The 25,753-nt window shown below is 59.4% G+C and carries 31 protein-coding genes; 13 read left to right on the top strand and 18 right to left on the bottom strand.

The features are described 5' to 3' along the window. Positions 1–150 precede the first annotated feature (150 nt). Together upp and FRT59_RS01175 are read left to right on the top strand one after the other, a co-directional pair. Positions 151–789 carry a uracil phosphoribosyltransferase gene (upp, locus tag FRT59_RS01180; protein WP_017138223.1) on the top strand — a complete coding sequence of 213 codons (639 nt, stop codon included), beginning with the start codon at positions 151–153 and terminating at the stop codon, positions 787–789. A 2-nt stretch (positions 790–791) separates the two neighbouring features. Further along, positions 792–2,066 carry a uracil-xanthine permease family protein gene (locus FRT59_RS01175; protein ID WP_034118133.1) on the top strand — a complete coding sequence of 425 codons (1,275 nt, stop codon included), beginning with the start codon at positions 792–794 and terminating at the stop codon, positions 2,064–2,066. 142 nt (positions 2,067–2,208) lie between these two features. On the opposite strand, the gene hisC is transcribed toward FRT59_RS01175, so the two are convergent. From hisC to FRT59_RS01125, 10 genes are all read right to left on the bottom strand, one after another. Continuing rightward, positions 2,209–3,261: a histidinol-phosphate transaminase gene (gene hisC, locus FRT59_RS01170; RefSeq protein WP_153870194.1), complete on the bottom strand. Its 1,053-nt coding sequence runs from the start codon at positions 3,259–3,261 to the stop codon at positions 2,209–2,211. Positions 3,262–3,264: 3 nt separating this feature from the next. Beyond that, complete coding sequence (gene hisD / locus FRT59_RS01165; RefSeq protein WP_034118131.1) at positions 3,265–4,587, bottom strand: histidinol dehydrogenase; 1,323 nt, start codon at positions 4,585–4,587, stop codon at positions 3,265–3,267. Between the two features lie 127 nt (positions 4,588–4,714). Beyond that, complete coding sequence (hisG, locus tag FRT59_RS01160; protein ID WP_003188599.1) at positions 4,715–5,350, bottom strand: ATP phosphoribosyltransferase; 636 nt, start codon at positions 5,348–5,350, stop codon at positions 4,715–4,717. A gap of 136 nt (positions 5,351–5,486) precedes the next feature. Then, positions 5,487–6,752, bottom strand: coding sequence for a UDP-N-acetylglucosamine 1-carboxyvinyltransferase (gene murA, locus FRT59_RS01155; RefSeq protein WP_034118130.1), 1,266 nt, complete (start codon positions 6,750–6,752; stop codon positions 5,487–5,489). Between the two features lie 23 nt (positions 6,753–6,775). Next, positions 6,776–7,015 (bottom strand): BolA family protein, encoded by a 240-nt coding sequence (locus FRT59_RS01150; RefSeq protein WP_049709972.1) that lies wholly within the window; start codon positions 7,013–7,015, stop codon positions 6,776–6,778. A gap of 113 nt (positions 7,016–7,128) precedes the next feature. Then, entirely contained in the window at positions 7,129–7,434 is a 306-nt protein-coding gene (locus tag FRT59_RS01145; protein WP_153870193.1) for an STAS domain-containing protein, read from the bottom strand. Next, a complete protein-coding gene (locus tag FRT59_RS01140; RefSeq protein ID WP_153870192.1) occupies positions 7,431–8,078 on the bottom strand; it encodes an MlaC/ttg2D family ABC transporter substrate-binding protein in 648 nt (215 codons plus the stop codon). Before FRT59_RS01140 ends, FRT59_RS01145 begins: the two co-directional genes overlap by 4 nt. A gap of 11 nt (positions 8,079–8,089) precedes the next feature. After that, the gene (gene mlaD / locus FRT59_RS01135) at positions 8,090–8,557 is read right to left on the bottom strand and encodes an outer membrane lipid asymmetry maintenance protein MlaD (RefSeq protein WP_003171814.1); all 468 of its coding nucleotides are present in this window, start codon (positions 8,555–8,557) and stop codon (positions 8,090–8,092) included. Next, entirely contained in the window at positions 8,557–9,354 is a 798-nt protein-coding gene (gene mlaE / locus FRT59_RS01130) for a lipid asymmetry maintenance ABC transporter permease subunit MlaE (RefSeq protein ID WP_034118126.1), read from the bottom strand. Before mlaE ends, mlaD begins: the two co-directional genes overlap by 1 nt. Continuing rightward, a complete protein-coding gene (locus FRT59_RS01125; protein ID WP_034118125.1) occupies positions 9,354–10,163 on the bottom strand; it encodes an ATP-binding cassette domain-containing protein in 810 nt (269 codons plus the stop codon). The genes mlaE and FRT59_RS01125 overlap by 1 nt, the downstream gene beginning before the upstream one ends. Before the next feature lie 310 nt (positions 10,164–10,473). On the opposite strand from FRT59_RS01125, the gene FRT59_RS01120 reads away from it, so the two are divergent. From FRT59_RS01120 to FRT59_RS01075, 10 genes are all read left to right on the top strand, one after another. Continuing rightward, the gene (locus FRT59_RS01120) at positions 10,474–11,448 is read left to right on the top strand and encodes a KpsF/GutQ family sugar-phosphate isomerase (RefSeq protein ID WP_034118124.1); all 975 of its coding nucleotides are present in this window, start codon (positions 10,474–10,476) and stop codon (positions 11,446–11,448) included. After that, complete coding sequence (locus tag FRT59_RS01115) at positions 11,449–11,973, top strand: KdsC family phosphatase (protein WP_124361316.1); 525 nt, start codon at positions 11,449–11,451, stop codon at positions 11,971–11,973. Positions 11,974–11,981: 8 nt separating this feature from the next. Continuing rightward, complete coding sequence (gene lptC, locus FRT59_RS01110; RefSeq protein WP_034118122.1) at positions 11,982–12,554, top strand: LPS export ABC transporter periplasmic protein LptC; 573 nt, start codon at positions 11,982–11,984, stop codon at positions 12,552–12,554. Next, the gene (lptA, locus tag FRT59_RS01105) at positions 12,541–13,074 is read left to right on the top strand and encodes a lipopolysaccharide transport periplasmic protein LptA (protein ID WP_034118121.1); all 534 of its coding nucleotides are present in this window, start codon (positions 12,541–12,543) and stop codon (positions 13,072–13,074) included. Before lptC ends, lptA begins: the two co-directional genes overlap by 14 nt. Then, on the top strand, positions 13,074–13,799 hold the full coding sequence (gene lptB, locus FRT59_RS01100; protein ID WP_005784841.1) for an LPS export ABC transporter ATP-binding protein: 726 nt from the start codon (positions 13,074–13,076) through the stop codon (positions 13,797–13,799). Before lptA ends, lptB begins: the two co-directional genes overlap by 1 nt. Positions 13,800–13,983: 184 nt before the next feature. After that, positions 13,984–15,477 carry an RNA polymerase factor sigma-54 gene (locus FRT59_RS01095; protein WP_153870191.1) on the top strand — a complete coding sequence of 498 codons (1,494 nt, stop codon included), beginning with the start codon at positions 13,984–13,986 and terminating at the stop codon, positions 15,475–15,477. A gap of 74 nt (positions 15,478–15,551) precedes the next feature. Next, positions 15,552–15,857: a ribosome hibernation-promoting factor, HPF/YfiA family gene (hpf, locus tag FRT59_RS01090; RefSeq protein WP_003171804.1), complete on the top strand. Its 306-nt coding sequence runs from the start codon at positions 15,552–15,554 to the stop codon at positions 15,855–15,857. 10 nt (positions 15,858–15,867) lie between these two features. Further along, the gene (gene ptsN / locus FRT59_RS01085; protein WP_034118118.1) at positions 15,868–16,332 is read left to right on the top strand and encodes a PTS IIA-like nitrogen regulatory protein PtsN; all 465 of its coding nucleotides are present in this window, start codon (positions 15,868–15,870) and stop codon (positions 16,330–16,332) included. A 2-nt stretch (positions 16,333–16,334) separates the two neighbouring features. Further along, entirely contained in the window at positions 16,335–17,192 is an 858-nt protein-coding gene (rapZ, locus tag FRT59_RS01080) for an RNase adapter RapZ (protein WP_153870190.1), read from the top strand. Between the two features lie 15 nt (positions 17,193–17,207). Continuing rightward, positions 17,208–17,480 (top strand): HPr family phosphocarrier protein, encoded by a 273-nt coding sequence (locus FRT59_RS01075; RefSeq protein WP_034118117.1) that lies wholly within the window; start codon positions 17,208–17,210, stop codon positions 17,478–17,480. Positions 17,481–17,501: 21 nt separating this feature from the next. Here FRT59_RS01075 and FRT59_RS01070 read toward each other — a convergent pair whose 3' ends face one another. The 6 genes from FRT59_RS01070 to pmbA form a co-directional block, all read right to left on the bottom strand. Beyond that, on the bottom strand, positions 17,502–18,395 hold the full coding sequence (locus FRT59_RS01070) for a ZIP family metal transporter (RefSeq protein WP_153870189.1): 894 nt from the start codon (positions 18,393–18,395) through the stop codon (positions 17,502–17,504). Positions 18,396–18,426: 31 nt separating this feature from the next. Continuing rightward, a complete protein-coding gene (locus FRT59_RS01065) occupies positions 18,427–19,038 on the bottom strand; it encodes a superoxide dismutase (RefSeq protein WP_034118115.1) in 612 nt (203 codons plus the stop codon). A 1-nt stretch (position 19,039) separates the two neighbouring features. Next, positions 19,040–19,468 (bottom strand): hypothetical protein, encoded by a 429-nt coding sequence (locus FRT59_RS01060; RefSeq protein WP_153870188.1) that lies wholly within the window; start codon positions 19,466–19,468, stop codon positions 19,040–19,042. Between the two features lie 27 nt (positions 19,469–19,495). After that, positions 19,496–20,872, bottom strand: coding sequence for a class II fumarate hydratase (locus FRT59_RS01055; protein ID WP_153870187.1), 1,377 nt, complete (start codon positions 20,870–20,872; stop codon positions 19,496–19,498). Next, complete coding sequence (locus FRT59_RS01050) at positions 20,865–21,260, bottom strand: hypothetical protein (protein ID WP_034118112.1); 396 nt, start codon at positions 21,258–21,260, stop codon at positions 20,865–20,867. The genes FRT59_RS01055 and FRT59_RS01050 overlap by 8 nt, the downstream gene beginning before the upstream one ends. 147 nt (positions 21,261–21,407) lie before the next feature. After that, the gene (pmbA, locus tag FRT59_RS01045) at positions 21,408–22,754 is read right to left on the bottom strand and encodes a metalloprotease PmbA (RefSeq protein WP_153870186.1); all 1,347 of its coding nucleotides are present in this window, start codon (positions 22,752–22,754) and stop codon (positions 21,408–21,410) included. Between the two features lie 108 nt (positions 22,755–22,862). On the opposite strand from pmbA, the gene yjgA reads away from it, so the two are divergent. After that, on the top strand, positions 22,863–23,384 hold the full coding sequence (gene yjgA / locus FRT59_RS01040; protein WP_034118110.1) for a ribosome biogenesis factor YjgA: 522 nt from the start codon (positions 22,863–22,865) through the stop codon (positions 23,382–23,384). A gap of 45 nt (positions 23,385–23,429) precedes the next feature. Here yjgA and tldD read toward each other — a convergent pair whose 3' ends face one another. Both tldD and FRT59_RS01030 read right to left on the bottom strand, forming a co-directional pair. Continuing rightward, positions 23,430–24,872 carry a metalloprotease TldD gene (gene tldD / locus FRT59_RS01035; protein ID WP_034118109.1) on the bottom strand — a complete coding sequence of 481 codons (1,443 nt, stop codon included), beginning with the start codon at positions 24,870–24,872 and terminating at the stop codon, positions 23,430–23,432. A gap of 16 nt (positions 24,873–24,888) precedes the next feature. After that, positions 24,889–25,737: a carbon-nitrogen hydrolase family protein gene (locus FRT59_RS01030; protein WP_153870185.1), complete on the bottom strand. Its 849-nt coding sequence runs from the start codon at positions 25,735–25,737 to the stop codon at positions 24,889–24,891. Positions 25,738–25,753 lie beyond the last annotated feature (16 nt).

The raw sequence follows: 25,753 nt of genomic DNA, 5'->3' as shown, positions 1-25,753 counted from the left end.
GGGTGCTGTGGCAAGAAAAGCGGGCGAAGGTACGCTTCTCGTGCGCTCCAATCAAGCCTTTATGGACTAACGTACTGGTTGTCTATAGGACAACACCCTCGGATAGATTAATCTAGGCCGGTTTTTTTGCCCGCCGCCGGAGCCTTTCCCATGCCCACTCGCGAGATCCGCCACCCGCTGATCCGACACAAACTCGGCCTTATGCGCCGTGCCGACATTAGCACGAAGAATTTCCGTGAGCTTGCTCAGGAAGTCGGAGCGTTGCTCACTTACGAAGCCACCAAGGATTTACCCCTGGAAACCTACGAGATTCCCGGTTGGGCTGGTCCCGTACAGGTCGAGAAAATCGCCGGTAAGAAAATTACCGTCGTGCCGATCCTGCGCGCCGGTATCGGCATGCTCGAAGGCGTACTCAGCCTGATCCCGGGCGCCAAGGTCAGCGCCGTGGGCGTAGCCCGCAACGAAGAAACACTGCAGGCTCACACCTACCTGGAAAAACTCGTCCCGGAAATCAACGAACGCCTGGCCATGATCATCGACCCGATGCTCGCCACCGGCAGCTCCATGGTCGCAACCATCGACCTGCTGAAAAAGGCCGGTTGCAAGGACATCCGCGCCATGGTGCTGGTGGCCGCGCCCGAAGGTATCGCCGCCGTCGAGAAAGCCCATCCGGACGTGCAGATCTACACCGCATCCATCGATGAGCGCCTGAACGAACACGGCTACATCATCCCAGGCCTGGGCGATGCCGGTGACAAGATCTTCGGCACCAAGCAGAAGGACGCGTGAGCATGCAGGATGAATTCAACGACCCGCTTTGGCGCCAGATCCTGTCTGGCGCACAAATGCTCTTCGTAGCATTTGGTGCGTTGGTGTTGATGCCACTGATCACAGGTCTTGATCCAAACGTCGCACTGTTTACCGCGGGCCTGGGCACGTTGCTGTTCCAGGTGGTGACAGGGCGGCAGGTGCCGGTATTCCTGGCATCGAGCTTTGCGTTTATCACCCCGATCATTCTCGCCAAGGGCCAATTCGGCCTGGCGGCGACCATGGGCGGGGTGATGGCGGCAGGTTTCGTCTATACGTTCCTGGGCCTGGCCGTGAAGGTCAAGGGCACCGGGTTTATCGACCGGCTGCTGCCGCCAGTGGTGATCGGCCCGGTGATCATCTCCATCGGCCTGGCCATGGCGCCGATTGCCGCCAATATGGCCATGGGTAAATCCGGCGACGGTGCTGAGTTGATCCATTACCAGACGGCGATGCTGATCTCGATGCCGGCGTTGCTCACCACCTTGATCGTGGCGGTGTTCGGCAAGGGCATTTTCCGCCTGGTGCCGATCATTTCCGGGGTGCTGGTGGGGTTTGCCATGTCGTTCTACTTTGGTGTGGTCGACACGGCGAAGATCGCCGCTGCGCCGTGGTTCGCCCTGCCCCACTTCACCGCGCCGGAGTTCAACTGGCAGGCGATCCTGTTTATCGTTCCGGTGGCCCTGGCCCCGGCGATCGAGCATATCGGCGGTGTGATTGCGGTCGGCAGCGTGACGGGTCGCGATTACCTGAAAAAGCCTGGCCTTCACCGCACCTTGCTGGGCGACGGTATCGCCACCACGGCTGCGGGGATGTTTGGCGGCCCACCGAACACCACTTACGCCGAGGTGACCGGCGCCGTCATGCTGACCAAGAACTACAACCCGAAAATCATGACCTGGGCGGCGGTATTTGCCATCAGCCTGGCGTTTGTCGGCAAGTTCGGCGCGCTGCTGCAGAGCATCCCGGTACCGGTGATGGGCGGGATTCTATGCCTGCTGTTCGGCTCGATTGCCGCAGTGGGCATGAACACGCTGATTCGCCACAGAATCGACCTGGGTGAAGCGCGCAATCTGGTGATTGTGTCGGTGACCCTGGTGTTCGGGATTGGTGGCGTGCTGGTCGGCACTGGCACCGGCCCGGATGATTTCGGCCTCAAGGGCATCGCCCTGTGTGCGGTGGTGGCGATTGGCTTGAACCTGCTGCTGCCGGGCAATGATGGCTGGAAGAACAAAAAGCCTGACGAGCCCCTGATCTAACTAACACCATACAAACCAATGTGGGAGGGGCGGTGCGACGATTCGACTTGCTCCCGATAGCGGAGAGTCAGTCAAAATATGCATTGACTGACACACTGCTATCGGGAGCAAGCCCCCTCCCACATTTGATTTTCAGCGTGTGTTAAAGCTCGCCGAGCCCATCAATCAGCGCCTGGTTCTGCTCCGGCGTGCCGATGCTGATCCGCAGGAACTGGGCAATGCGCTCCTGCTTGAAGTGCCGCACGATGATCCCCTGCTCACGCAACTTGGCCGCCAATCCAGCCGCGTCATGCCGTGGGTGGCGCGCGAAGATGAAGTTCGCTGCCGACGGCAACACTTCAAATCCCTTGTCTTCCAGTTGCGCGACCACCTTGTTGCGGCTGTCGATCACCAGCTGGCAGGTCTTCTCGAAGTATTCACGGTCTTCGAACGCCGCCGCCGCGCCGACAATCGCCAAACGATCCAGCGGGTAGGAGTTGAAGCTGTTCTTGACCCGCTCCAGCGCTTCGATCAGGTCCGGGTGGCCCACGGCCAGGCCTACACGCAAACCGGCCAGTGAGCGCGATTTGGACAGGGTCTGGGTCACCAGCAGGTTCGGGTAACGATCCACCAGGCTGATAGCGGTTTCGCCGCCGAAGTCGATATAGGCTTCATCGACCACCACCACCGAGTCCGGGCTGGCCTTGAGGGTCTGCTCCACCGCGTCCAGCGCCAGCACACAGCCGGTGGGCGCGTTCGGGTTGGGGAAGATGATCCCGCCATTGGGCCTGGCGTAGTCCGCCACGCGAATCTGGAACTGCTCATCCAACGGCATGGCGTCGAACTGTATGCCGTACAGGCCGCAGTACACGGGATAAAAGCTATAGCTGATATCCGGGAACAGCAGTGGCAGATCGTGCTGGAACAGGCCATGGAAGATGTGCGCCAGGACCTCATCGGAACCGTTGCCGAGGAATACCTTGCCGGCATCGATCCCGTAATACTTGGCCACGGCCTGCTTGAGCAGGTCACTGTTGGGGTCCGGGTACAAGCGCAAGTTGTCGTTCAACTCGGCCTGCATCGCCGCCAGTGCCTTGGGCGATGGCCCATAAGGGTTTTCGTTGGTGTTGAGCTTGACCAACCTGGTCAGCTTCGGCTGCTCGCCGGGTACGTATGGCACGAGGTCCTTGACGAAAGGGCTCCAGAATTTGCTCATTGCTCAGTTCCCCTTCTCTTCAAGGATGCGATATTCGGCACTGCGTGCGTGGGCACTCAAGGATTCACCACGGGCCAGCACCGAGGCAGTCTTACCCAGTTCGGAGGCGCCTTGCGGCGAGCAGAAGATGATCGACGAACGTTTCTGGAAGTCATACACGCCAAGCGGCGACGAGAAACGCGCGGTGCCGGAGGTCGGCAGCACATGATTCGGGCCGGCGCAGTAGTCGCCCAGGGCTTCGCTGGTGTGGCGCCCCATGAAGATCGCACCGGCGTGGCGAATCGACGGCAGCCAGGCTTGTGGGTCGGCTACGGACAACTCCAGGTGCTCCGGTGCGATGCGGTTGGCCACTTCGATAGCCTGCTCCATGTCACGCACCAGGATCAGCGCACCGCGGCCATTGATCGATTTTTCAATGATTTCGGCACGTTCCATGGTCGGCAGCAGCTTATCGATGCTGGCAGCGACCTTGTCGAGGAATTCGGCGTCAGGGCTGACCAGGATCGCCTGGGCGTCTTCGTCGTGCTCGGCCTGCGAGAACAGGTCCATGGCGATCCAGTCCGGGTCGGTCTGGCCGTCACACACCACGAGAATTTCCGAGGGGCCGGCGATCATGTCGATGCCGACCTGGCCAAACACATGGCGCTTGGCCGTGGCGACGTAGATGTTGCCCGGGCCGACCACTTTGTCGACCTTCGGCACGCTTTCGGTGCCGTAGGCCAGTGCCGCAACGGCTTGGGCGCCACCGATGGTGAACACGCGGTCGACGCCGGCGATGCAGGCGGCCGCCAGCACCAGCTCGTTGATTTCTCCACGCGGGGTCGGTACTACCATGACCACTTCGGTCACGCCCGCCACTTTGGCCGGGATCGCATTCATCAACACAGACGACGGATACGAGGCTTTACCGCCCGGTACATACAAACCGGCGCGGTCCAGTGGCGTGACCTTCTGGCCCAGCACGGTCCCATCGGCCTCGGTGTAGCTCCAGGAGTCCTGCTTCTGTTTTTCGTGGTAGCTGCGCACACGTGCCGCCGCTACCTCAAGAGCTTCACGCTGAGGCGCGGTGATGCGGGTCAGGGCCAGTTCCAGGCGCTCGCGGGGCAGAATCAGGTCTGCCATGGACTTGACGTCCAGGCCATCGAACTGGCGGGTGAAGTCCACCAGCGCCGCATCACCGCGCTCGCGCACGGCCTTGATAATGTCGAGCACCCGCTGGTTGACCGAATCGTCGGACACGCTTTCCCAGCTCAGCAGATGATCCAGATGATGGGCGAAATCCGGGTCGGCAGCGTTGAGTCGGGCAATTGCAGTGGACGTGGTCATAGCGAGGGCCTCAATAGAATTGGCAAAAACTCAGGCGCCCTAAACTAGCAGTCGTTTCCGCTTGGGCACCTGAGAATTCTGGCTATGAGGCGGATAGACGGGCGCGACCTAAGGCCGCACGGGTGAGTCAACCGCGGTGTCGAGACTCCACTGCCTTGCGCAGGGTGTCGATCAACGCCTGGATACGGGCGTGCTGCATCTTCATCGAAGCTTTGTTGACGATCAGGCGGGAGCTGATGTCGGCAATGAAATCCTGTGGTTCCAGACCGTTGGCACGCAGGGTGTTGCCAGTGTCGACCACGTCGATGATCTTGTCGGCCAAGCCGATCAGCGGCGCCAGCTCCATCGAGCCATAGAGCTTGATGATATCGACCTGGCGGCCTTGTTCGGCGTAGTAGCGCTTGGCGACGTTGACGAACTTGGTCGCTACGCGCAGGCGGCCCTTGGGCTCGACATCGCCGACACGGCCGGCGGTCATCAGCTTGCACAGGGCGATACGCAGGTCCAGCGGCTCGTACAGGCCCTGGCCACCGTATTCCATCAGCACGTCCTTGCCGGCAACACCCAGGTCGGCGGCACCATGTTCAACATAGGTCGGCACGTCGGTAGCCCGCACGATCAGCAGGCGAACATCGTCCTGGGTCGTGGGAATGATCAGCTTGCGGCTCTTGTCCGGATTCTCGGTCGGCACGATGCCCGCTTCAGCCAGAAGCGGCAAAGTGTCGTCAAGGATGCGGCCCTTGGACAGTGCGATGGTCAACATGGGAAACGTCAATCCTTCATCAGGCTATTGCTGTACGGTCGCAGATGGCGCCGGACGCAGATCGAGGCCATTACAGCCTCGATTTGAAACAAATCAGTTAACAGCAAACACAGTGCTGTGTTTGCTGTCTCGGGGGTTAGCCCGGTACGCGGCGGATTTTCGCGCCGAGCATCTGCAGTTTTTCCTCGATGCACTCGTAACCACGGTCTATGTGGTAGATGCGGTCGATCAGGGTGTCGCCTTCGGCGCACAGTGCCGAGATTACCAGGCTGGCCGAGGCCCGCAGGTCGGTAGCCATGACTGGCGCGCCCTTGAGCTTGTCGATGCCGGTCACGATGGCAGTATTGCCCTCGACCTGGATCTTGGCGCCCATGCGGTGCAGTTCATACACGTGCATGAAGCGGTTTTCGAAGATGGTCTCGATTACGGCACCGGTGCCTTCGGCAATCGCGTTCAGGGAGATGAACTGCGCTTGCATGTCGGTCGGGAACGCCGGGTAAGGAGCAGTGCGCACGTTGACGGCTTTTGGCCGCTTGCCGTGCATGTTCAGCTCGATCCAGTCTTCACCGGTGGTGATTTCTGCACCGGCTTCCTTGAGTTTTTCCAGGACGGCTTCAAGGATGGTCGGATCGGTGTCCTTGACCTTCACGCGGCCACCGGTCACGGCAGCGGCAACCAGATAAGTGCCGGTCTCGATACGGTCCGGCATGACCTTGTAGGTAGCCGAGTGCAGGCGCTTCACACCGTCGATGGTGATGGTGTCGGTGCCGGCGCCAGAGATGTTGGCGCCCATGGCAATCAGGAAGTTGGCCAGGTCGACCACTTCCGGCTCGCGCGCGGCGTTTTGCAGGACGCTGCGGCCATTGGCCAGGGCAGCAGCCATCATGATGTTCTCGGTACCGGTTACGCTGACGGTATCAAAGAAGAAGTTCGCACCACGCAGGCCACCTTCAGGCGCCTTGGCCTTGATGTAGCCACCTTCGACGTCGATGGTCGCGCCCATGGCTTCCAGGCCACGGATGTGCAGGTCGACCGGACGCGAACCAATGGCGCAACCGCCAGGCAAGGCCACTTCGGCTTCGCCGAAACGGGCAACCATCGGGCCCAGCACCAGGATCGATGCACGCATGGTTTTCACCAATTCGTACGGAGCGATCAGGGTTTTGATGGTGCGCGGGTCGATTTCGACAGACAGCTTCTCGTCGATCACCGGCTCAATGCCCATGCGACCGAACAGCTCGATCATGGTGGTAATGTCGTGCAGGTGCGGCAGGTTGGCCACGGTGACCGGGCCATCGCACAGCAGGGTCGCTGCCAGGATCGGCAAGGCGGAGTTTTTTGCACCGGAGATGCGAATCTCGCCATCAAGGCGGGCACCGCCGGTAATAATCAATTTATCCATAAGAATCTCGACGCCTTGGGGGCTCAGGTGCGCTCGGCCCAGGCCGCGCGGCTGAAAAATTTCATAGTGACCGCGTGGATGCTGCCATCGGTGATCCACGGGTTCAAATGGGCATAGATCTGCTGTTGACGCTTGACCGGGCTCAACGCCGCCAGTTCATCGCTAATCACGTTCAGCTGGAAGTTGCAGCCTTCGCCTTCAACTTCTACGCTCGTTTCCGGCAGCTTTCCTTCAAGGAAGCTTTTAACTTCTAGGGCCTGCATGCTCAACCTCTATCGGCGCCCAGTGCGCACGGGTCGCACATCATACAAAAAAGCCCCGCGCCTGCGAACCCCGCATAGCAGGACTCTGACGGGGGGCTTTCTGAAAGTGTGTGTTAAGGATGCGCCAACAGCTCGGTCAGACCAGAAACCTGGGCAATCTCACGCATGTCTTCAGGCAAGGCGCGGATGCTGACCGGCTTTTGGGCCGCCTCGGCATCGCGCATGAAGCACAGCAACAACGACAGACCGACACTGCTGGACTTGGTCACCGCCGAGCAATCGAGCACCAATGCAGGCGCTTTGCTCGCCTTGATCAACGCCTGCCCCTGCTTGCGCAGGTCAGGCCCGGTGCGGTAATCCAGCACGCCGCTGAGGAACAGCTCGCCGGCGTCGCCGATACGAACAGCCGACTCGGTCATTGCGCAGGCTTCCCGGCAGCTTTGTCGGTTTCTTCCTTGGCCTTGGCAACTTCACCGGCCCAACCATTGATGGTCTTGTCCAGGTTATTGCCATTGCGCTGCATCGCGTCGGCGAACTGGTCACGGAACAGTTTGCCAATGTTGATGCCGTTGATGACCACGTTGCGCAGCTTCCATTCACCGTTGATCTTGGTCAGGGTGTAGGACACTGGATAGATCGCGCCATTGCTTCCCGAGACTTTCATGCCAACCTCGGCACGATCGCCCGACTCATCCTTGGGCGGGTCAACGATAATGCCTTGGTTGTTGTATTCCAGCAGGGCGTTGCCGTAGAACTGGAACAGGCCACGCTTGAAGTTTTCCTGGAACGTCTTCATCTGCGCAGGCGTTGCCTTGCGCGAATACTTGACCGTCATGATGCTTTTGGAAATGCCTTCAGCATCGACCACCGGACCAACAATGGTGTTGAGTGCTTCGTAAAACCGGGAAGGGTCTTGCTTGTACTGTTCTTTGTTGGCTTTCAGGTCAGCCAGCATCTTGCTGGTAGTGTCCTGCACCAAATCGTGCGCAGAACCTGCCGCGTTGGCCATCAGCGGCAACGCTGCAAGCAGTACCAGCAGGCCGCGTCGCAAGGTAGAGATCATGAACAGATTCCTCATTTGGCGTCTTTATTGACCGTATTGAGCAGGAATTTACCGATCAGGTCTTCAAGTACCAACGACGACTGTGTGTCGTGGATTGTCGAGCCATCCTTGAGCAGGGCTGTTTCCCCGCCCACGCTGACACCGATGTATTTCTCGCCCAGCAGACCCGCAGTGAGGATAGATGCCGTGGAGTCAGTCGGCAGATTATCTACCTTCTTGTCCAACTGCATGGTCACTCGCCCGGTGAAGCTGTCGCGGTCCAGATCGATTGCCGTGACCTTGCCGATGGTAACGCCGGCCATGGTCACTTTAGCTCTGACCGTCAAACCGGCGATATTGTCGAAGTACGCGTAAAGTTTATAAGTATCGGCAGTGGGGCTGGCCGACAGGCCGCTGACTCGCAGGGCCAACAACAGTAAAGCCAGGATGCCAGCCAGCAAGAAAAGGCCGACACCGATTTCCACAGTGCGGTTTTGCATCAGAAATCTCCAAACATCAAGGCGGTCAAAATGAAGTCAAGGCCCAGTACCGCCAGCGAGGCGTACACAACGGTCTTGGTGGTGGCGCGACTGATCCCTTCTGAGGTGGGCTCACAGTCATAGCCTTGGAATACGGCAATCCACGTCACTACAAAGGCAAAGACAATGCTCTTTATGATGCCGTTGAGCACGTCACCGGTGAAGGTCACGCTGTTTTGCATGTTGGCCCAGTAGGAGCCGTCATAGACCCCCAACCAGTCAACCGCCACCCACGAACCGCCCCAGATACCAACCACGCTGAAAATCATCGCCAGCAATGGCAGGGAAATGAAGCCGGCCCAGAGTCGCGGGGCAACAATGTACTTGAGCGGGTCCACGCCGATCATTTCCAGGCTGGACAACTGCTCGGTGGACTTCATATTGCCAATTTCGGCAGTCAACGCCGAACCTGCACGCCCCGCGAACAACAAGGCGGTAACCACCGGGCCGAGTTCACGCAACAGGGTCAAGGCCACCATCTGGCCCACAGCCTGCTCCGAACCGTAGCTGGACAGGATGCTGAAGCCTTGCAGCGCCAGCACCATGCCGATGAACATCCCGGAGACCACAATGATCACCAGGGACATCACCCCGACGGAATGCAACTGCTTTAGCAGCAAGCCAAAGCCGCCACCGATACCGCCGCGCCCTAGCAAGGCGTGGAACAGGAAAATAGTCGAACGGCCCAGGACTTCGACGATGTCGATGCCCGAACGACCGAAAAGGCGAACCTTTTCGATAAGAGATGTCTTGCGCATCAGCGCTTCCCCAGAAGATCTGAGCGGTAGTCCGCTGCCGGAAAGTGAAAAGGCACCGGGCCATCGGGATCGCCGGTCATGAATTGGCGAATGCGCGGGTTATCAGAGTTCATCAACTCTTCAGGCGTACCCTGCCCCAGCACCTGACCATCACCCACTACATAAAGGTAGTCGGCGATGCTCGCGGTTTCGGCCAAATCGTGGGACACCACGATACTGGTGATCCCCAATGCATCATTGAGCAGACGGATCAGGCGCACCAGCACGCCCATGGCGATCGGGTCCTGACCAACGAATGGCTCGTCGTACATGAGGATCTGCGGGTCGAGGGCAATGGCCCGCGCCAGGGCGACACGGCGCTTCATACCACCGGACAACTCGTCCGGCATCAGGTCGACGGCACCGCGAAGGCCCACGGCCTGAAGCTTCAACAACACAATGTCACGAATCATTTCATCGGACAGCTGGGTATGCACCCGCAGCGGAAACGCTACGTTTTCGAAAACATCGAGGTCGGTGAACAGCGCGCCGCTCTGAAACAACACGCCCATATGCTTGCGCGCATCGAACAGATCACTGCGCGACAGCGTCGGCAGGTTCTGGCCGTTGACCCACACTTCGCCGGCACTGGGGCGCAATTGCATGCCCATCAGGTGCAACAGGGTGGTCTTGCCGCAACCGGAAGGCCCCATGATGCCCGTGACCTTGCCGCGAGGAATGCGAATATCGACGTTATTGAAGATGCTGCGCGTCCCGCGCTTGAAGGTAAGGCCCTTCAGCTCGACCGCGTAGGCGTTATCGGCACTCATCTAATCTCCTTGGGATGCAGCCTTTCACTCAGACACCATGTGTGCGACTTTGGTTTGCAACGGATGCGCAATAATTAGGCACATGGGTTGGGCGGACCGAACTGGCGGCGAACTATATCACTGCTGGTACAGAGCCCCCAAGGCCGGAACAGCGCTCGTTCAGATTTGGGACAGGGAAAAAGCGTTGCCGGCTATGCTGCCGATGATGATTGCCAGGCGCCTGGCGCACAAAGCCTGACGAACTTACGTGAGGGAATTGATCATTACCGCTATAATCGCCGACTTTTCGTCAGGCTATACGATTTCAGACATGAGCCAATCCAGCGACCTTATTCAATCCGCACAACGCACCATTCGCCTCGAGCTTGAAGCCGTAGAAGGTTTGCTGGCCCATATCGACGCGGATTTCGTACGCGCCTGCGAGATGATTCTGGCCAGCAAGGGCCGCGTTGTCGTGGTCGGCATGGGCAAGTCGGGCCACGTCGGCAACAAGATCGCCGCGACCCTGGCCAGTACCGGGACCACTGCGTTTTTCGTGCATCCGGCCGAAGCCAGCCACGGCGACATGGGCATGATCACCAAGGAGGACGTGATCCTGGCGCTATCCAACTCCGGCACCACCAACGAAATCGTGACCCTGTTGCCGTTGATCAAGCGCCTGGGCATTCAGATGATCAGCCTGACCGGCAACCCGGAATCAACGCTGGCCAAGGCCGCTGACGTTAACCTGAACGTGCATGTGACCCACGAGGCCTGCCCGCTGAACCTGGCACCCACCTCCTCCACCACCGCCGCTCTGGTAATGGGCGATGCCCTGGCCGTGGCGCTGCTGGAAGCCCGCGGGTTTACCGCTGAAGACTTCGCGTTCTCCCATCCAGGTGGCGCCCTGGGCCGTCGCTTGCTGCTGAAAGTGGAAAATGTCATGCATTCCGGCGCCGAACTGCCGAGCGTTCCACGCGGCACCCTGCTCAGGGATGCGCTGATGGAAATGACCCGCAAGGGATTGGGCATGACGGCAATCCTCGAAACCGATGGTCGCCTGGCTGGAATATTCACCGACGGCGATCTGCGTCGCACCCTGGACCGCACCATTGATATCCACACCGCGACCATCGACGCGGTAATGACACCTCACGGCAAGACCGCCCGCGCTGAAATGCTCGCGGCTGAAGCGCTGAAAATCATGGAAGACCACCGAATCGGTGCGCTCATCGTCGTCGACAATGATGATCGTCCGATCGGAGCCCTTAACCTTGGCGACTTGCTGCGCGCAGGAGTGATGTAAATGACCAGCGATCTGTTGCAACGCGGTAAAAACATCAAGTTGGCGATTTTCGACGTTGATGGCGTGCTCACTGATGGCCGCCTGTACTTTCTCGAAGACGGCAGCGAGTTCAAGACGTTCAACACCCTCGATGGCCAGGGCATCAAGATGCTGATGGCGGCGGGCGTGCAAACGGCGATTATCAGCGGTCGAAAAACACCGGTTGTGGAACGTCGCGCACAAAACCTCGGGATTCCTCACCTGTATCAGGGCCGCGAGGATAAACTGGTGGTGCTGGACGAGCTTCTTGGCCAACTCAACCTAAGCTATGAACAGGTCGCCTATCTGGGTGACGACCTGCCGGACCTGCCGGTGATTCGTCGGGTGGGCCTGGGCATGGCCGTCGCGAATGCTGCGGCGTTTGTGCGCGAACACGCCCACGGCATCACCGCCGCCCGTGGCGGCGAAGGTGCCGCACGCGAGTTCTGCGAGTTGATCCTGCGTGCCCAAGGCAGTCTTGAAGCGGCCCACGCCGCCTACTTATAGAGCGTTATATGCTGAGCAAAAAGATTCGCAACTTCCTGCTATTCGGGGTCATCGCCGCGCTGCTCCTGGCGGTGGGCTACTGGAATATCAGCCCGGAGCGCTTTCTCGACAAGCCTGTTGCACAGGTTGACGAAGGTGTCATCGACTATTACGCCACCAATGCCTACAGCATTCAGTACCTGCCCGACGGCAAGGTGCAATATGAGATGACGTCTGACAAGGTCGAGCATTTGAAAGCCTCCGAGGTCAGCCTGCTGACCAACCCGGACCTGAACCTGTATCGCGGCACCGAGTTTCCATGGCACGTCACCAGCAAGCGTGGCGAGGTCAACCCGGACGGCACCGAAGTTGAACTGATCGACTCGGTGCGCATCGCACGTACAGACGCGCAGAACCGCGACACCGTCATTACCAGCAGTCGCATGACCGTATTCCCACAGAAGCAATATGCGCAGACCGAGCAAGACGTTAGAATCGACGGCGCTGGCGGTGTATCGACCGGCAAGGGAATGAAAGCGTATTTGAAAGAAAGCAGGATACACCTGCTATCGAACGTAAGAGGACAGTATGAGGCTCGTTAAAACCCTCCCTATTTTGCTCGGTCTGGGCGCAGCACTGGGAAGCGTGAGCGCCTGGGCTCTGCCGAACGATAGCCAGCAACCGATCCACATCTCGGCTGACGATGCGCAGCTCGATGACAAGCAAGGTGTCGCAACCTACACCGGTGGCGTGATCATCACCCAGGGTTCGATGAAGATCACCGGCAACACGGTGACACTGACGCGCACCAAGACCGGTGATATCGATGTCGTGACCTCGGTGGGCAATCTGGCTTACTTCGAACAGCAGCAAGCAGCCAAAGACCCTGGCCCGATGAAGGGCTATGGCAAGACCATCCAATACCACGCCCAGCAAAACCGCATCGTCCTGATCGACCAGGCCAAGGTCCTCAGTGCTGACGGCAACTCGACCGAAGGCGAGAAAATCGTCTACAACACCCAGACCCAGGTCGCACAGGCGGGTCGTGCCAACGGCAGCAAGGTCACCGCACCTCGCCCACGCATCGACATGGTTATCCAGCCGAAGAAGAAGGCCGAGTAATGGCAACCCTGAAAGCCCAGCATCTGGCCAAGGCCTATAAGAGCCGTCAGGTCGTACGTGATGTCAGCCTGTCGATCGACAGCGGCCAGATCGTCGGCTTGCTCGGCCCCAACGGCGCCGGCAAGACCACTTGCTTCTATATGATTGTCGGGCTGGTCCAGGCGGATCAGGGGCGCGTATTGATCGACGACCTGGACGTCAGCCACCAGCCGATGCACGGTCGTGCGCGCGCAGGTATCGGCTATCTTCCCCAGGAAGCGTCGATCTTCCGCAAACTGTCGGTTGCCGACAACATCATGGCGATTCTCGAGACCCGCAAGGAACTCGACCGCGATGGTCGCCGCAAAGAGCTGGAAAGCCTGCTGCAGGAATTCCATATCAACCATATTCGCGACAACCTCGGCATGAGCCTGTCCGGTGGCGAGCGTCGCCGCGTAGAAATCGCCCGCGCCCTGGCGACTGCGCCGAAGTTCATCTTGCTGGACGAACCGTTTGCAGGCGTCGACCCGATCTCGGTGGGCGACATCAAGCAGATCATCCACCACCTCAAGGCCAAGGGCATTGGTGTTCTGATCACCGACCACAACGTGCGCGAGACCCTCGATATCTGCGAAACCGCTTATATCGTCAATGATGGTCAGTTGATTGCTGAAGGCGATGCCGAGACGATCCTCGCTAACGAACTGGTCAAGGAAGTGTACCTGGGTCACGAGTTCCGCCTGTAGACACAGTGGTATCGCGCCTTTCCCCGGAGCGCGCAGGAGTCAATAGAAACCTTGGTTTTTTTATTGTTACCGCGCTCTAGGCAAAGGCCCCGAGATCAGGCATATAATTTGCTTATGTTTGGCGCTCACGCGCCCTGTCGTGGATGGCGCATTGCGCCGGCGAATAAGGTGTTAAGCCCCTGCCATGAAACCATCGCTAGTCCTGAGAATGGGCCAGCAGCTGACGATGACACCTCAGCTGCAACAGGCCATCCGCCTGCTCCAATTGTCGACCCTGGACCTGCAACAGGAAATCCAGGAGGCCCTGGAGTCCAATCCGATGCTCGAACGCCAGGAAGAAGGCGACGACTTCGATAATGCAGACCCGCTGGCTGACAACATCGAGCAAAAACCTAACCCCGACGTGCAGGAACCCTCCTATCAGGAAACCGCCCCTACGGTGGACAACCTGGAAGACGGCGAATGGAACGATCGCATTCCCAACGAACTCCCCGTGGACACAGCATGGGAGGACGTGTACCAGACCAGCGCCAGCAGCCTGCCAAGCAATGATGATGACGAGTGGGACTTCACCACCCGCACCTCCACGGGTGAGAACCTGCAGAGCCACTTGTTGTGGCAACTGAACCTGGCGCCCATGTCAGACACCGATCGCCTGATCGCAGTGACCCTGATCGATTGCATCAACAACCAGGGTTACCTGGACGAAACACTCGACGAGATCCTTGAAGCCTTCGACCCGGAACTGGATATCGAACTGGACGAAATCGAAGCCGTCCTGCACCGCATCCAGCAGTTCGAGCCCGCCGGGATTGGCGCCCGCACACTGGGTGAGTGCCTGCTGCTGCAACTGCGCCAACTGCCGGCCAAGACACCGTGGCTTATCGAAGCCCAACGCCTGGTCAACGATTACATCGACCTATTGGGCAGTCGCGACTACAGCCAACTGATGCGCCGCATGAAGCTCAAGGAAGACGACTTGCGCCAGGTCATCGAGCTGGTGCAGAGCCTCAACCCGCGTCCGGGTTCGCAGATCGAGTCCAGCGAAGCCGAATACGTGGTCCCCGACGTTATCGTGCGCAAAGACAACGAACGCTGGTTGGTGGAGTTGAACCAGGAATCGATGCCACGCCTGCGCGTCAATCCGCAATACGCCGGTTTTGTGCGCCGCGCCGATACCAGTGCCGACAACACCTTCATGCGCAACCAGTTGCAGGAAGCGCGCTGGTTCATCAAGAGCCTGCAAAGCCGCAACGAAACGCTGATGAAAGTGGCTACCCAGATCGTCGAGCACCAACGTGGCTTCCTGGAGTACGGCGATGAAGCGATGAAACCACTGGTACTGCATGACATCGCCGAAGCAGTCGGTATGCATGAGTCGACAATTTCCCGGGTGACCACGCAGAAATTCATGCATACCCCACGGGGTATTTATGAGCTGAAATACTTTTTCTCCAGCCACGTCAGCACCTCGGAAGGCGGCGAATGCTCGTCCACGGCGATCCGCGCGATCATCAAAAAACTGGTTGCCGCGGAAAATCAGAAAAAGCCGTTGAGTGACAGCAAGATCGCTGGTTTACTGGAAGCACAAGGCATTCAGGTCGCCCGTCGAACCGTCGCCAAGTACCGCGAGTCCCTCGGGATCGCGCCTTCCAGCGAGCGTAAGCGTTTGATGTGACGGGCAGGCCACAGCGTTCCAGTGGCAGGCGTCTTGCCTGCCGCTTTATGCACTGGCAACGAAGGAGAAGCTGTATGCAAGTCAACATCAGTGGACACCAGCTGGAAGTCACCAAACCCCTGCGTGAGTACACCGAGAGCAAGCTGAACAAGCTTGCGGGGCATTTTGACAAGATCACCAACGTGCAGGTCATCATGGAGGTCGATAAGCTCAAGCAGAAAATCGAGGCCACCCTGCACGTACCGAATGCCAAGCTCGTCGCCAATGCGGAACATGAAGACATGTACGCAGCGATTGACTCGCTCTACGACAAGCTCGACCGCCAACTCATAAAGCATAAGGAAAAGAATCTGCACCTGATGCAAGGTACAGGTCGTTAACTCTCCCCCCATGATCCGACTTGAAACCATCCTGACCCCCGGCCGTTCACTTGTGAACGCGCCGGGTGGCAGCAAGAAGAAAGCCCTCGAGCAAATTGCCAACCTGATCAGCAGCCAAGTGCCTGAACTGGAGATGCAAGATGTGTACGAGGCTCTGATTGCCCGTGAAAAACTCGGTTCGACCGGTTTTGGCAACGGCATTGCCATTCCTCACTGCCGCCTGCAAGGTTGCGAAACACCTGTCAGTGCGCTGCTGCACCTTGAAAAACCTATTGATTTCGACGCCATCGACGGTGCCCCGGTCGACCTGCTGTTCGTCCTGCTGGTCCCGCAAGCCGCCACCGATGCGCACCTGGAACTGCTCCGGCAGATCGCCAGCATGCTCGACCGCAAGGAAGTACGCGAAAAGCTGCGCAGCGCCGAGAGTAATGAGGCGCTCTATCAGGTCGTCCTGGATGAACAAAGCGGGCAGTAATCATGCGTTTGATCATCGTCAGCGGCCGTTCCGGCTCAGGTAAAAGCACTGCCCTCAACGTTCTTGAGGACAACGGTTTCTATTGCATCGACAACCTACCCGCCGGCCTGCTGCCCGAACTGGCGGAGCGTGCCCTGATCCACACCGAATTGGCACAACCGCTGGTTGCCGTGTCTATCGATGCCCGCAACCTGCCCAGCCACCTCTCGCGGTTCCCGGAACTGCTCGAAGAAGTGCGCGCCAAGCACATTCATTGCGATGTGCTGTATTTGGATGCCGACGAAGAAACCCTGCTCAAGCGTTTCTCCGAAACCCGTCGGCGTCACCCACTCAGCAGCGCCAACCGCTCCCTCGCCGAAGCCATCGAGGACGAAACCAAACTGCTGGGGCCGATCATTGATTTGGCCGACCTGAAAATCAACACCACCAATCTGAACCTGTATCAACTGCGCGATGCGATCAAGCTGCGCCTGTTGAACCAGCCAGAGCCTGGGACGGCGTTTCTGGTCGAGTCATTTGGCTTCAAGCGTGGCATGCCGGTAGATGCCGACCTGGTGTTCGACGTGCGCTGCCTGCCCAACCCCTATTGGAAGCCGGAGTTGCGCGATCAGTCCGGCCTGGACCAACCAGTGGTCGACTACCTGGCTGCACAAGCGGATGTGGAAGAGATGTTCCAGGACATCTCCAGCTACCTGCTCAAATGGTTGCCACGTTTTGCCGCGAGCAATCGGGCCTATGTCACCATTGCCATTGGCTGCACCGGTGGCCACCACCGCTCCGTCTATTTGACTGAGCGGCTGGGCCAGGTGCTGCAACAAACCCTCAAGAACGTCCAGGTCCGCCACCGCGACCTTAGCTGAAGGAACACCTGCGCGATGCCCGCTCTGGAAATTGAAATCATCAACAAGCTGGGCCTGCACGCCCGCGCCTCGGCCAAATTCGTCGGCGTGGCCGGGCAGTTCCCTTGCCAGATCCGGGCTGGGCGTACACCGGAATCCATGGTCGACGGCAAAAGCATCATGGCGATGATGATGCTGGCGGCGGGCAAAGGCACCACGATTCACCTGAAGACCGAAGGTGAACAAGAGCAAGAGGCGATGGACGCATTGGTTGCGCTGATCAATAACTACTTCGACGAAGGTGAATAACCGCTGGTGTAGGAATGAGCTTCATCCCAGCGCCGTATCCATCACCATCATCAGGCAAAACCCGATACACAGTCCCAGGCTGGCGAGCTTTTCGTGACCATTTCGGCGCGACTCGGGGATCACTTCGTGAGTGACCACCAACAGCATTGCGCCAGCCGCCAGCGCCAGGCCCAAGGGCAATAGAACTTCAGCCAGACTCACCAACCACGCACAAAGCACCGCAAATACTGGCTCGACCAAGCCTGACGCAGCGCCGATCAAGAACGCTTTGACCCGCGACATCCCCGCCCCAGCCAGCACCAACGCAATCACCAGGCCCTCTGGTACGTCCTGCAAGGCAATGCCCATGGCCAGGCTGTCAGCATCCGGCATACCGCCACCTGCGGAGACGCCTACGGCCATCCCTTCAGGAATGTTGTGAGCGATGATGGCAAACACAAATAGCCAAATACGTGGTGGGATTACGGGTTTATCCGGCGTACCCACCAACATTTCCGGGCTGGCACCGGAGACCTTGCGGTCCACAAGGTACAGACCGAACGCCCCCAGCATGATGCCGAAGCTGATCAGCCCCCCCGCGCCCCAGGGCGAAAGACCCAGGCTTTCAGCCGCGGTAATACCTGGCACGACCAGCGAAAAGGCGGTCGCCGCCAGCATCACACCACCGCCGAAGCCCAACAAGGTATCGCTCAACGCTATCGGCATCCGCCGGATCACCAAGACCGGCACGGCGCCCAGCGCCGTGCCGAGCGCGCAGATCGCACCGCCCTGCAAAGCGCGCAGAATGCGTGGCTCAAGGTTCAACCAGGCCAGCCCATGGGCCACCAGCAACGCAGTACCTGCCAATAGCAGCAGCGAACCAAACGCATAACGAAACATTCGCACGCTACTGATCGCCAGTGTTTCAGTGCCCATAGTCGGCCTTAGATCTTGTTATAGAGGAATATCAGGCCAAGGCGGCCTGGTAGCGTGCAGCGACTTCCGGCCAGTTGATGACACTGTAGAAGGCATTGATGTATTCGGGACGGCGGTTCTGGTACAGCAGGTAATAAGCGTGCTCCCAGACGTCCAGGCCGAGGATAGGCGTGTTACCGCTCATCAGTGGGCTGTCCTGGTTGCCGCTGCTTTCCACAACCAGTGTTTTTTGCGGGGTGACGCTCAGCCAGGCCCAGCCGCTGCCGAAACGGGTCAACGCGGCCTTGGTGAAAGCTTCCTTGAAACTGTCATAACCGCCCAGTTGCGCATCGATGGCCTCGCCCAGCGCTCCTTCCGGCTTACCGCCGCCTTTGGGCGACATGACGGCCCAGAACAATGAATGGTTCGCGTGCCCGCCGCCTTGGTTGATCACCGCAGCACGTAGCTTTTCCGGCAGTTGCTGGACGCTGGAAACCAGTTTTTCCACCGGCCAACCGGCGAACTCAGTGCCCTCTACCGCAGCATTGAGGTTGTTGATATAGGTCTGATGGTGCTTGGTGTAGTGAATCTCCATGGTTTGCGCATCGATATGCGGCTCAAGGGCGTCGTAAGCGTAAGGCAAAGCCGGCAAGGTGTAGGTCATATCAATGTGCTCCGTATTGAGACGTGGTCGATTGCGGCGCCGCAGCGCCCAGCAAGCGATGGGTGCGCGGGTACTCGCCGTGATCGCTGATGAAGTTCAACAACTCAACATAGGTCTTGCTGCTCTGACGCAACGCCGCCTCGCGCAGTTGCGGGCTTAGGCGCGGGTCCTGCATGGTCTGCAGCAGGCACTGGTGGATGGCGCAGAGGTATTCCGCGCTTTCCTCAGGCTGGTTCAGACGCAAGTGCAGGTCCGCCAGGTTGTGATGGGAAATGACACAAGCCGCCACTGCTTCGTCGGCATCCGCCCAGCGCTCGAACAACACTTGCGCCAGGGCCAGGGCTTGCAAATAGGCCTCGCGGGCGTCAACCAGCTCACCCGCCATAAAGCAGCGATTGGCCCGTTCGATCGTGCGTTTCCAGTGCTCCATGGTGAGCCTCCAAAGCAGGGTCGTTGATTACACGCCGCCTGCCGTGAGCTTTTCCGGGTCCAGCAGGACTTCCAGTTGGCTGCGCGGCAGGTCGGTGTGCTCGAGGGCGACATCGATTACCGGGCGGCCTTGCTGATAAGCCTTCTTGGCGATTTCAGCGGCCTTTTGGTAACCAATGATCGGGTTAAGTGCGGTGACCAGGATCGGGTTGCGCGAGAGCGCTTCCTTGAGCTTGGCTTCGTTAACCTTGAAGCTGGCAATCGCCTTGTCCGCCAGCAAACGGCTCGAGTTGGCGAGCAATTCAAGGCTACTGAGCAGGTTCTGGGCGATGATCGGCAGCATCACGTTCAACTCGAAGTTGCCTGATTGACCGGCCACGGTGATCACCGTGTCATTGCCGATGACCTGCGCGGCCACCATGGCCGTGGCTTCCGGGATCACCGGATTGACCTTGCCCGGCATGATCGACGAGCCCGGTTGCAAGCCTTCCAACTCGATTTCACCGAGGCCGGCGAGTGGGCCGGAGTTCATCCAGCGCAGGTCGTTGGCGATCTTCATCAGCGACACCGCGGTGGCTTTCAACTGGCCGGAGACTGCGACGGCAGTGTCCTGGGAGCCAATCAGCGCAAACAGATTGCTGCCTGGGGTGAACTTCACCCCGGTCAAGCTGCTCAGTTGCTGGCTGAAACGCCCGGCAAACTCGGGATGCGCGTTGATCCCGGTGCCAACCGCCGTGCCGCCCTGGGCCAGTGCCTGCAAGGCCGGAAGCAAATCTTGCAGATGCCCGATATTGGCCTTGAGCTGCTGCGCCCAGCCATTCAACACCTGGCTCATACGCACCGGCATGGCGTCCATCAGGTGCGTACGGCCGGTCTTGATGAATGGGTGCACCTCTTCGGCCTTCCGCTCGATCACCTGCACCAGGTGCAACAGCGCCGGCAGCGTTTGCTCATGCAGTACCAACGCGGCGCTGACATGAATGGTGGTGGGGATGATGTCATTGCTGCTTTGGCCGCAATTGACGTGATCGTTGGGATTGACGGCCTCGCCGAGCAAACGGCTGGCAAGGGTCGCAATCACTTCGTTGGCATTCATATTGGAGCTGGTGCCGGAGCCGGTCTGGAAGATGTCCACCGGGAAGTGCTGCATGTAGTCGCCTTCCAGCAGGCCTTGGGCGGCATCGACGATGGCTTTGCCCTGCCCTTCGCTGATTTGCTTGAGCTCAATGTTGACCCTGGCGGCGGCGGTCTTGGCCAGGATCAGGGCGCGAATGAATTGCGCCGGCATGCGTTGGCTGCTGATCGGGAAGTTGTTCACCGCACGCTGGGTTTGCGCGCCATACAAAGCGTCTGCGGGGACTTGCAGCTCGCCCATGCTGTCACGTTCGATACGGGTGTTACTCATCGGAAGATCCTTGCACCAAGTCGGAGTGAGAAATTGATGGCAGCAATTGGCAGGTCGCCAATTGCCAGGCAAAGGTCTGCCAGCGCTTGAGGCGGCAGGCACAGTGGGAAAGTTTTTCCAGGTCGCGTAATGGTCGCCAGGCTTGATCCAGGCACATCGAACGCCAATGCCAGGGCAGCGCGATATCGCTGGCGGTGTCGATCAGCAAGCGGAATGAAGTTTCGGCGATCGTCCACGGATGGGTCGCGGTACAACATGCCAGGTATCGACCTTCATTGAGGTAATGCTCGATGAGGCGCGGCTCATTGGGATCGAGGCCGCAGCGAATCTGGCGACTCATCCAACGCCAGCTCTCCAGGTAAGGATCCTCATGCAGGACAGAACTCATGATCCATACTCATTCGGTAATGATATTTATTATTAAATGATATTGAGAATCAAAACAAGTGCGCAGAGTTAATCCGCCTGTGACATGGCCATAAAAAAAGGCGCGCCATCCTGAGGATGGCGCGCCTTTTATTGAGTGCTGGAGAGGTTAGCTACCAGCGACAGTCATCCGCTCGATAAGCACGGAACCTGTACGGATGTTACTGCGCAGCTCCAAGTCATTACCCACGGCAACGATCTGCTTGAACATATCGCGCATATTGCCGGCGATCGTCACTTCCTGGACGGCGAATTGAATTTCGCCGTTTTCCACCCAGAATCCCGCCGCGCCACGGGAGTAATCACCCGTGACCATATTCAGGCCATGGCCCATCAATTCAGTCACCAGCAACCCACGTCCCATACGCCGCAACAACGCAGCCTGGTCTTCATCGCCATGGGTCACGAACAGGTTGTGCACGCCGCCGGAGTTGGCGGTACTTGGCAGGCCAAGCTTGCGACCTGCATAAGTGCCCAATACATAGGAGACCAACTCGCCCTTCTCGACAAACGGCTTGGCATAGGTCGCCAGGCCATCGCCGTCAAACGACGAACTGCCCATGGCACGCATCAGGTGCGGGCGCTCGTCAATGGTCAGCCACTCAGGAAACAGCTTCTGGCCGATTGCGCCTTCAAGGAACGAAGATTTGCGGTACAGGTTGCCACCGGAAATCGCCCCCAGGAAGCTGCCGAACAAACCACCGGCCAACTCTGCGGAAAACAGCACCGGCACTTCGCATGTTGGCACCGGGCGTGCGCCCAGGCGGCTGGCGGCTCGTTGCGCGGCACGCTGGCCAATGCTCACGGGGTCGGCCAACAAATCGCCCTGGCGATTCACGTCATACCAGTAATCACGCTGCATCTGGCCATTCGCCTCGGCGATCATCACGCAACTGAGGCTGTGACGCGTGGACGCAGAGCCGCCGATAAAACCATTGCTGTTGCCGTATACGCGACAACCCTGGTGGGTGCTCAGCGTGGTGCCGTCAGCATTCTTGATCCGGGAGTCGGCATCGAAGGCCGCCGCTTCGCAGATCAGCGCTTGCTCGATGGCTTGCTCAGGGGTGATGTCCCAGGCATGGAACAAATCGAAGTCCTGTACTTCCCTGGCCATCAGTGCCTTGTCGGCCAGCCCCGAACTTTCATCTTCGGAAGTGTGCTTGGCAATCGCCAATGCTGCGGCTACGGTCTCGCGAATGGCCTCCGGACCACTGGCCGAGGTGCTGGCCGAGCCCTTGCGCTGGCCTGCGTACAAGGTGATACCGAACCCCTGGTCGCGATTGAATTCAACCGTTTCCACTTCCCGCTGACGCACCGAAGTCGACAGGCCCTGCTCCAGCGACACCGCCACTTCACAGGCACTGGCTCCCTGGCGCTTGGCCTCGGCAAGGATCTGCTCGACTTGTTCCTGCAGTGCCGGTAACGCTTGCGGACCGACGCTTTGGGCTGCACTCATGGTTTTCTCCACTCAAATTCTGCTTTCGGTTAAGGCCATCGAGCGACCGGGCCGGACAAGCGGCCCCCGACTGGTTATCATGGCGGCGTTTCTTTGCGGACTGCCACCATGGTTGATTCTTACGACGACTCCCTCGATGGGGAGAAAAGCAAAACCCAGGTCAAACGCGAGCTGCATGCGCTGGTTGACCTCGGCGAGCGCCTTACAACGCTCAAGCCCGACTTGATTGCAAAACTGCCACTGACCGACGAAATGCGCCGGGCCCTGGCAGATGCGCCCAAGCACAGCGCGAATATCGCGCGTAAAAGGCACATCATGTTTATCGGCAAACTGATGCGCGATCAGGACACTGACGCCATTCTGGCCTTGCTTGATCAAACCGATGCCTCCACGCGCCAGTACAACGAACGCTTCCATAACCTGGAACGTTGGCGTGACCGCCTGATCGCGGGCGATGACGCCGTGCTGGAGAAATTCGTGATGGACTACCCGGATGCGGACCGCCAGCAACTGCGCTCCCTGATCCGTCAGGCCCAGCACGAACTGGCGCATAACAAAGCGCCGGCCACCAGCCGTAAAATCTTCAAGTACATCCGTGAGCTGGACGAGACTCAACGCGGTCTGCGCTGATCCTCTTCCCCGGGTGGCGGTCTTCGCCACCCGAAGCTCCCGGCCCTACGACCCCGTGCCACCCACGGTGATCGCATCAATTTTCAGGGTTGGCTGGCCTACGCCGACCGGCACCGACTGCCCATCCTTCCCGCACGTGCCTACACCGCTGTCCAGCGACAGGTCGTTACCGACCATCGACACCTTGCTCATGGCTTCCGGCCCGTTACCAATCAACGTCGCCCCTTTGACCGGCGCGGTAATCTTGCCGTCTTCGATCAGGTACGCCTCGCTGGTGGAGAACACGAACTTGCCACTGGTGATGTCCACCTGGCCACCGCCGAGGTTGGCGCAGTAGATGCCGCGCTTCACCGAGGCAATGATTTCCGCCGGATCGCTTTCGCCACCGAGCATGTAGGTGTTGGTCATACGCGGCATCGGCAGGTGCGCGTAGGATTCACGACGGCCGTTACCGGTACGCGCCACGCCCATCAGGCGGGCATTGAGCTTGTCTTGCATATAGCCCTTGAGCACGCCGTTTTCGATCAGGGTGGTGCACTCGGTCGGCGTGCCTTCGTCATCGATGCTCAACGAGCCACGGCGACCGGCCAAGGTGCCGTCATCGACAATGGTGCATAGCTTCGACGCAACCATCTCACCCATACGCCCACTGTAGGCAGAACTGCCCTTGCGGTTGAAGTCGCCTTCCAGACCATGGCCCACGGCTTCGTGGAGCAACACGCCGGACCAACCCGAGCCCAGCACCACCGGCAATGTACCGGCCGGCGCCGGGATCGCTTCCAGGTTGACCAACGCCTGGCGCAACGCCTCACGGGCATAGCCCATGGCACGGTCGTCAGCGAGGAAATAACGATAGTCAGTGCGCCCGCCGCCGCCATGGCCACCGCGCTCGCGGCGACCGTTCTGCTCAACGATCACACTCACATTGAAACGCACCAGCGGCCGCACATCCGCCGCCAGCCCGCCATCGGTTGAGGCAACGAGGATGCGCTCCCACACGCCGGCCATGCTCACGGTCACTTGCTGGATACGCGGGTCCAGGGCGCGGGTAGCCGCGTCGACACGCTTGAGCAGCTCGACCTTTTCGGCACGGCTGATCACTTCCAGCGGGTTATCCGGCGCATACAACTGCGCCACGTCCTGGGTGCTGAATGCCTGCACGGTACCGTTCTGGCCGGCACGGGAAATCGAGCGTGCAGCACGCGACGCCAGGCCCAGGGCTTCCAAGGTGATCGCATTGCTGTAGGCAAAGCCGGTTTTTTCACCGGATTGCGCACGCACGCCTACGCCTTGGTCAAGGTTGAAACTGCCTTCCTTGACGATGCCATCTTCCAGCGCCCAGGACTCGGAAATCTGCCCCTGGAAATACAGGTCGGCCGCGTCGATACCTGGCCCTGCCAGATCGCCCAGCACGGTTTGCAGATTTTCGATGGTCACGCCACCGGGTGCCAGGAGGTGTTCACTGACTGAGGACAACAACTCGCTCATAGGTTTGGCCTTAAATTCATCGTTCTGAAGCAGGCCGCTGCGCGCCCTGCGAGAAAAAGCGCCGATGGTTGACCACCGGCATGCGCGCCCGTATCGACGCCTGTTCACTGCTATCGCGTTCGGCCAGTAACACCGCTTCGCCTTGATCCTGTTGTGCCAGCACCCGACCCCAGGGGTCGACAATCGCCGCGTGGCCATGGGTTTCCCGTGGGCCTGGGTGCACGCCACCTTGAGCGGCCGCCAGCAGGTAGCACTGGGTTTCGATGGCCCGCGCCCGAATCAGCACATCCCAATGGGCGGCCCCGGTCACCGCCGTAAAGGCCGAGGGCGCGGTAATCAATTCAGCCCCCGCCGCGCGCAGTTCGCTGTACAGCTCGGGGAAACGCAAGTCGTAGCACACTGTCAGTCCCAAGCGGCCCACTGGCGTATCCGCCACCACCACATTGCTTCCGAAAGCATAGTCGTCAGATTCGCGATAACGACCACGAGCATCCGCTACGTCCACATCAAACAGGTGGAGTTTGTCGTAGCGAGCGACGATTTCACCCTGATTATTGATCAGCAGCGAGCAAGCGTTGGACTTGGCGTTCGGTTGGTCCCTGGGTGGCAACGGCAACGTGCCGGCCACTATCCATAAGGTGAGGTCGCGGGCGGCCCGTTTCAACCATGGCAGGATCGGACCTTCACCCGATGCCTCGGCGCGGCCGATATCGGCCACGTCACGGCGCCCCATGGCGGCGAAGTTCTCTGGCAGGACCACGAGTTTCGCGCCACCCGCCGCCGCTTGTTCCAGCAGGCGGCGTGCCTGGCTGAGATTAGCCAGCACGTCACTCTGGCTGACCATTTGAATTACCGCAAAGGACATGGGCCGACACTCCATA

It is taken from the genome of Pseudomonas haemolytica, from assembly GCF_009659625.1.
Lineage (GTDB): Bacteria > Pseudomonadota > Gammaproteobacteria > Pseudomonadales > Pseudomonadaceae > Aquipseudomonas > Aquipseudomonas haemolytica.
The sequence above is the reverse complement of the archived record's forward strand: the minus strand, read 5'-3'. Positions and strand labels throughout refer to the sequence as shown.

Bases quoted from the DNA above. Each gene is read 5' to 3' on its own strand.
- upp (WP_017138223.1), top strand. From the start codon at position 151: ATGCCCACTCGCGAGATCCGCCACCCGCTGATCCGACACAAACTCGGC.
- FRT59_RS01175 (WP_034118133.1), top strand. From the start codon at position 792: ATGCAGGATGAATTCAACGACCCGCTTTGGCGCCAGATCCTGTCTGGC.
- hisC (WP_153870194.1), bottom strand. From the start codon at position 3,261: ATGAGCAAATTCTGGAGCCCTTTCGTCAAGGACCTCGTGCCATACGTA.
- hisD (WP_034118131.1), bottom strand. From the start codon at position 4,587: ATGACCACGTCCACTGCAATTGCCCGACTCAACGCTGCCGACCCGGAT.
- hisG (WP_003188599.1), bottom strand. From the start codon at position 5,350: ATGTTGACCATCGCACTGTCCAAGGGCCGCATCCTTGACGACACTTTG.
- murA (WP_034118130.1), bottom strand. From the start codon at position 6,752: ATGGATAAATTGATTATTACCGGCGGTGCCCGCCTTGATGGCGAGATT.
- FRT59_RS01150 (WP_049709972.1), bottom strand. From the start codon at position 7,015: ATGCAGGCCCTAGAAGTTAAAAGCTTCCTTGAAGGAAAGCTGCCGGAA.
- FRT59_RS01145 (WP_153870193.1), bottom strand. From the start codon at position 7,434: ATGACCGAGTCGGCTGTTCGTATCGGCGACGCCGGCGAGCTGTTCCTC.
- FRT59_RS01140 (WP_153870192.1), bottom strand. From the start codon at position 8,078: ATGATCTCTACCTTGCGACGCGGCCTGCTGGTACTGCTTGCAGCGTTG.
- mlaD (WP_003171814.1), bottom strand. From the start codon at position 8,557: ATGCAAAACCGCACTGTGGAAATCGGTGTCGGCCTTTTCTTGCTGGCT.
- mlaE (WP_034118126.1), bottom strand. From the start codon at position 9,354: ATGCGCAAGACATCTCTTATCGAAAAGGTTCGCCTTTTCGGTCGTTCG.
- FRT59_RS01125 (WP_034118125.1), bottom strand. From the start codon at position 10,163: ATGAGTGCCGATAACGCCTACGCGGTCGAGCTGAAGGGCCTTACCTTC.
- FRT59_RS01120 (WP_034118124.1), top strand. From the start codon at position 10,474: ATGAGCCAATCCAGCGACCTTATTCAATCCGCACAACGCACCATTCGC.
- FRT59_RS01115 (WP_124361316.1), top strand. From the start codon at position 11,449: ATGACCAGCGATCTGTTGCAACGCGGTAAAAACATCAAGTTGGCGATT.
- lptC (WP_034118122.1), top strand. From the start codon at position 11,982: ATGCTGAGCAAAAAGATTCGCAACTTCCTGCTATTCGGGGTCATCGCC.
- lptA (WP_034118121.1), top strand. From the start codon at position 12,541: ATGAGGCTCGTTAAAACCCTCCCTATTTTGCTCGGTCTGGGCGCAGCA.
- lptB (WP_005784841.1), top strand. From the start codon at position 13,074: ATGGCAACCCTGAAAGCCCAGCATCTGGCCAAGGCCTATAAGAGCCGT.
- FRT59_RS01095 (WP_153870191.1), top strand. From the start codon at position 13,984: ATGAAACCATCGCTAGTCCTGAGAATGGGCCAGCAGCTGACGATGACA.
- hpf (WP_003171804.1), top strand. From the start codon at position 15,552: ATGCAAGTCAACATCAGTGGACACCAGCTGGAAGTCACCAAACCCCTG.
- ptsN (WP_034118118.1), top strand. From the start codon at position 15,868: ATGATCCGACTTGAAACCATCCTGACCCCCGGCCGTTCACTTGTGAAC.
- rapZ (WP_153870190.1), top strand. From the start codon at position 16,335: ATGCGTTTGATCATCGTCAGCGGCCGTTCCGGCTCAGGTAAAAGCACT.
- FRT59_RS01075 (WP_034118117.1), top strand. From the start codon at position 17,208: ATGCCCGCTCTGGAAATTGAAATCATCAACAAGCTGGGCCTGCACGCC.
- FRT59_RS01070 (WP_153870189.1), bottom strand. From the start codon at position 18,395: ATGGGCACTGAAACACTGGCGATCAGTAGCGTGCGAATGTTTCGTTAT.
- FRT59_RS01065 (WP_034118115.1), bottom strand. From the start codon at position 19,038: ATGACCTACACCTTGCCGGCTTTGCCTTACGCTTACGACGCCCTTGAG.
- FRT59_RS01060 (WP_153870188.1), bottom strand. From the start codon at position 19,468: ATGGAGCACTGGAAACGCACGATCGAACGGGCCAATCGCTGCTTTATG.
- FRT59_RS01055 (WP_153870187.1), bottom strand. From the start codon at position 20,872: ATGAGTAACACCCGTATCGAACGTGACAGCATGGGCGAGCTGCAAGTC.
- FRT59_RS01050 (WP_034118112.1), bottom strand. From the start codon at position 21,260: ATGAGTTCTGTCCTGCATGAGGATCCTTACCTGGAGAGCTGGCGTTGG.
- pmbA (WP_153870186.1), bottom strand. From the start codon at position 22,754: ATGAGTGCAGCCCAAAGCGTCGGTCCGCAAGCGTTACCGGCACTGCAG.
- yjgA (WP_034118110.1), top strand. From the start codon at position 22,863: ATGGTTGATTCTTACGACGACTCCCTCGATGGGGAGAAAAGCAAAACC.
- tldD (WP_034118109.1), bottom strand. From the start codon at position 24,872: ATGAGCGAGTTGTTGTCCTCAGTCAGTGAACACCTCCTGGCACCCGGT.
- FRT59_RS01030 (WP_153870185.1), bottom strand. From the start codon at position 25,737: ATGTCCTTTGCGGTAATTCAAATGGTCAGCCAGAGTGACGTGCTGGCT.